This window comes from Algoriphagus sp., assembly GCF_024642405.1.
GTDB lineage: Bacteria > Bacteroidota > Bacteroidia > Cytophagales > Cyclobacteriaceae > Algoriphagus.
Window position 1 is genome coordinate 1 of sequence record NZ_JAHEBC010000365.1, and the last position, 3726, is coordinate 3726.

The 3726-nt window shown below is 38.0% G+C and carries 4 protein-coding genes; all 4 read left to right on the forward strand.

Features of this window, described 5'->3' with window-relative positions; all coding sequences use genetic code 11:
- The first annotated feature begins 274 nt into the window (after positions 1 to 274).
- Positions 275 to 892: a TetR/AcrR family transcriptional regulator gene (locus Q0L68_RS17820; RefSeq protein WP_296705613.1), complete on the forward strand. Its 618-nt coding sequence runs from the start codon at positions 275 to 277 to the stop codon at positions 890 to 892.
- A 50-nt stretch (positions 893 to 942) separates the two neighbouring features.
- Positions 943 to 2301: a TolC family protein gene (locus tag Q0L68_RS17825; RefSeq protein WP_296705614.1), complete on the forward strand. Its 1359-nt coding sequence runs from the start codon at positions 943 to 945 to the stop codon at positions 2299 to 2301.
- On the forward strand, positions 2298 to 3347 hold the full coding sequence (locus Q0L68_RS17830; RefSeq protein WP_296705615.1) for an efflux RND transporter periplasmic adaptor subunit: 1050 nt from the start codon (positions 2298 to 2300) through the stop codon (positions 3345 to 3347). The genes Q0L68_RS17825 and Q0L68_RS17830 overlap by 4 nt, the downstream gene beginning before the upstream one ends.
- 3 nt (positions 3348 to 3350) lie before the next feature.
- Positions 3351 to 3726: efflux RND transporter permease subunit (locus Q0L68_RS17835; RefSeq protein WP_296705616.1), on the forward strand; the 376-nt coding region annotated here is incomplete at its 3' end.

The following is a 3726-nucleotide window of genomic DNA, read 5'->3' on the forward strand; positions in this document are numbered from 1 at the left end:
CCCTCGATAAATACTTCGGGTTCGAAATCGACCGAAGGGAGATTCGCGAGGGGTTGTGCGGCATGGGATGCGGGTATGAGCAATCCCTTCCTCTCTGCCACTAGATTAAAACCAGCTTTAGAAATGAAGCTGGTTTTTTATTAAATCATATATTTTTGGATAAGAGAGAATCAATTTATTTGCGTAAGATTTTTTTATTGGGATTAAAAAAATTCGATTTTAAATTTGGAATGTTAAACACTGTTTAATTACATTTGAATGTTCAATAACTATCATGGGAATAAACGACAGAAAAGAAAGAGAAAAAGAAGAGCTAAGATCATTAATCTTAGCTGCAGCCCGGTCTTTGTTTTTGGAAAAGGGGGTTGAAAAAACTTCAATTCGAAATATTGCAGATAAAATTGAATACAGTCCTGGAATAATCTATCATTATTTCAAAGATAAAAACGAGATTTTTCATTCACTGCATCAAGAAGGTTTTTTACAGCTTCTTGGTAAGATGAAAGTTTTAGGAACCGTGGAAAACCCATTGGAAAGGCTAAAAGCAATGGGAAAAATCTACATGTCATTCGCCAAAGAAAATCCTGATATGTATGATCTGATGTTTATAAAGGAAGCTCCAATTGATCATATTGCCCATCATAAGGAGGAAGATTGGAAAGAAGGGAATAATACATTTAGCTTCTTAAGAAGTACAGTTCAGGAATGTATTGATATTGGTAATTTCAAAGGTCATGATGTCGAGGCTTTGACTTATATGATCTGGTCCACTGTTCATGGAATGGTTTCGCTCAGGATTAGAGGTAGATGCGAAGCAATTTATTTTGAAAATCAGGATACCATCATGGAAGAAGCTTATTTATCATTTACAAAAATATTGGATTCATTCTGATATTTTTTTACCCACATATTAAACAGTGTTCAAATAAAATACAATGTTTTATGAATTATAGAAAAATATATCTTTTCAGTCTTTTTCTCCTACTGAGCCAGCTTTCCAATGGACAAGAGATTCTGAATAAATACATAGAAGAAGGCTTGGCAAATAATCTTGTGGTAAAAGAGAAGAATGTTTCTTTGGAAAAAAGTCTTTTGGCTCTGCAAGATGCGAAGTCTTACTTTCTTCCATCGGTGGAATTTAATGCCAGTTATAATCTTGCCAATGGAGGACGTACCATCGATATTCCCTTGGGAGATCTTTTAAATGGAGTCTACGGAACCTTAAATCAGTTGACTCAAAGCAATAGCTTCCCTCAACTGGAGAATGTATCTGAGCAATTCCTCCCGAATAATTTCTATGATGCAAGAGTTAGGGTTTCTATGCCGATTATCAATCCTGACCTTCGCTACCAAAAACAAATTCGAGAAAATCAGTTGCAGGTATCTTCTTATGATTTGGACATTTATAAAGCGAATCTGATCGAGGATATTAAGGTCGCCTATTATAATTTTTGCACGGCACACATTGCAATCGAAGTCATCGAAAGTTCCAAAGAACTGGTAGAACGCAATCTCCGTGATAATCGCTCGCTTCTTGAAAATGGAAAAGGCCTGCCTTCTTCTGTACTCAGGGCCGAAAGTGAAGTAGAAAATATCAATGCACTCATGATTGAGGCAAAAAACAGAGAGCTCAATGCCATTTATTACCTCAACTTCCTTTTAAATCGCAATCTGGATACTTCCATCCAATTTGAAGAACAAAGTCCTGACTGGGAGGAAATTGATTTTTTATTGCAAGCAGATGATTTGAGCAATAGACCGGAAATTCTTCAAATCTCCACGCTGGAATTAATCCAAAACACGCAGCTCAACTCCAGTAAAAACTATTGGGTACCACGCCTTAACACTTTTGCGGATTTTGGAAGTCAGGCGTTTGATTTCGAATTCAATACCCAAACTAGCGCCTATGTTTTTTTCGGCCTGAATCTCGGGATTCCAATTTTTCAAGGAGGTAGAAACAGAAACCAGATCACTCGATCCGAATGGGATCTGAAAAATACTGGTTACCAAAAAGAACTGCTGTCCGAGAAGCTTAATCTCGATTTAAAAATTGCCAAAAATGACTTGCGAACAAGCCATGCGGCTTTGCAGACTGCAGAAAAGAAACTGGAGTCCTCTGCTTCCTATTTAAAACTTGTAGACAGAGGCTTCAAGGAAGGGGCAAATTCTCTTATAGAATTTATCGATGCACGAAATCAATATACCCAAGCCGCCCTTCAAAAAACCATTAACGCTTATGCCTTGCTAAAAGCTCAGGCTAAACTTGAAAGACAACTCCAAACTGAAATCAATTCAATATGAAATCATTCCATTTATATTCCTACCTAATCATAGGATCTCTTCTGATCTCTAGTTGCGGTGTAGAAGAAAAATCATCAGAAAAGAATCTTAAAGGAGATACTATTCCTGTCACAGTTTTGAAACTTAATAAAGATTCATTTTCCACATCAATTCCCGCCAGTGGTAACTGGACCACTAAAGATGAAACGATCCTTTCTTTTAAAGTGGGGGGAATTGTATCGAAAGTATATGTGGAAGAAGGAGATGAAATCAAGAAAGGGCAGCTTTTAGCCTCTTTAAATCTCACTGAATTGGAAGCTGGACTGAGTCAGGCTAAAATAGCTTTCGAAAAAGCCAAACGTGATTACGAAAGAGCTTCAAAACTCTATCAGGACAGTGTTGCGACTCTGGAGCAAAAGCAGAATTCAGAGACTGCCCTTCAAATAGCCGGTGAGCAACTCAAAGCTGTGGAATTTAATTTTCAGTTTGCCCAGATCCGGGCAAGCCAAAATGGCTTTGTGCTCCGGAAATTCATCAATGAGGGACAGCAGGTTTTTCCTGGAAATCCAATTCTTCAGACGAATGGCGCCAAAGATGATTCTTGGGTTCTTGAAGTAGCAATAAATGATTTGAACTGGACTCAAATTGCAGAGGGAGATTCTGCCCATATTGAGCTAGGAAATGATCCTGAGGAATTTGTGAAAGGAAAAGTAGTTCGCAAAAGTCAATCTGCTGATCCAAGGACTGGTGCTTTTACACTTGAAATTTCTCCGGAAAAATCTGGGAATTTAAACTTGGCTTCCGGAATGTTTGGGAGAGCTAAGATTTTTCCTTCTAAGCAGGCCAACGGGTGGGAAATCCCTTATGAAGCATTATTAGATGCGGATGGGAAAGAAGGTTTTGTTTTTGTTACCAAAGATCAAAGTACAGCTTTAAAGGTACCTGTGAAAATTGGTAAAATCTCAAATGAGACTGTTCAGGTGCTTTCTGGTTTGGATGAATTCCCTTTTCTGATCGTTTCTGGATCTGCCTATTTGACCAATGAATCTGCAATCAAAATCAATTAAACGATGAAAATTTCAGATTTCTCAGTCAAAAACTATCAGTTTACTCTGATTATCTTCCTGATGGCAATTGCTGTGGGCACTACCACTTTCTTAAATATGCCAAGAAGCGAGGATCCGGTTATAGAAGCCCCACAATTTCCTGTTGTGGTTATTTACCCAGGAGCTAGTCCTGAGGATATGGAAGAACTCGTGGTTGATCCCTTGGAAAATGTCATCTATGGATTAGAAGACATAAAGAAAATCAAGACGGAGATTAAAGATGGAGTGGCAGTCCTCCTAGTAGAGTATAATTACGAAGAAGATGTAAATGAAAAATATCAGGAGCTAGTCAGAGAGGTGAATGCACTTCGTCCGGAACTTCCAAAAGATATTTTCAGCA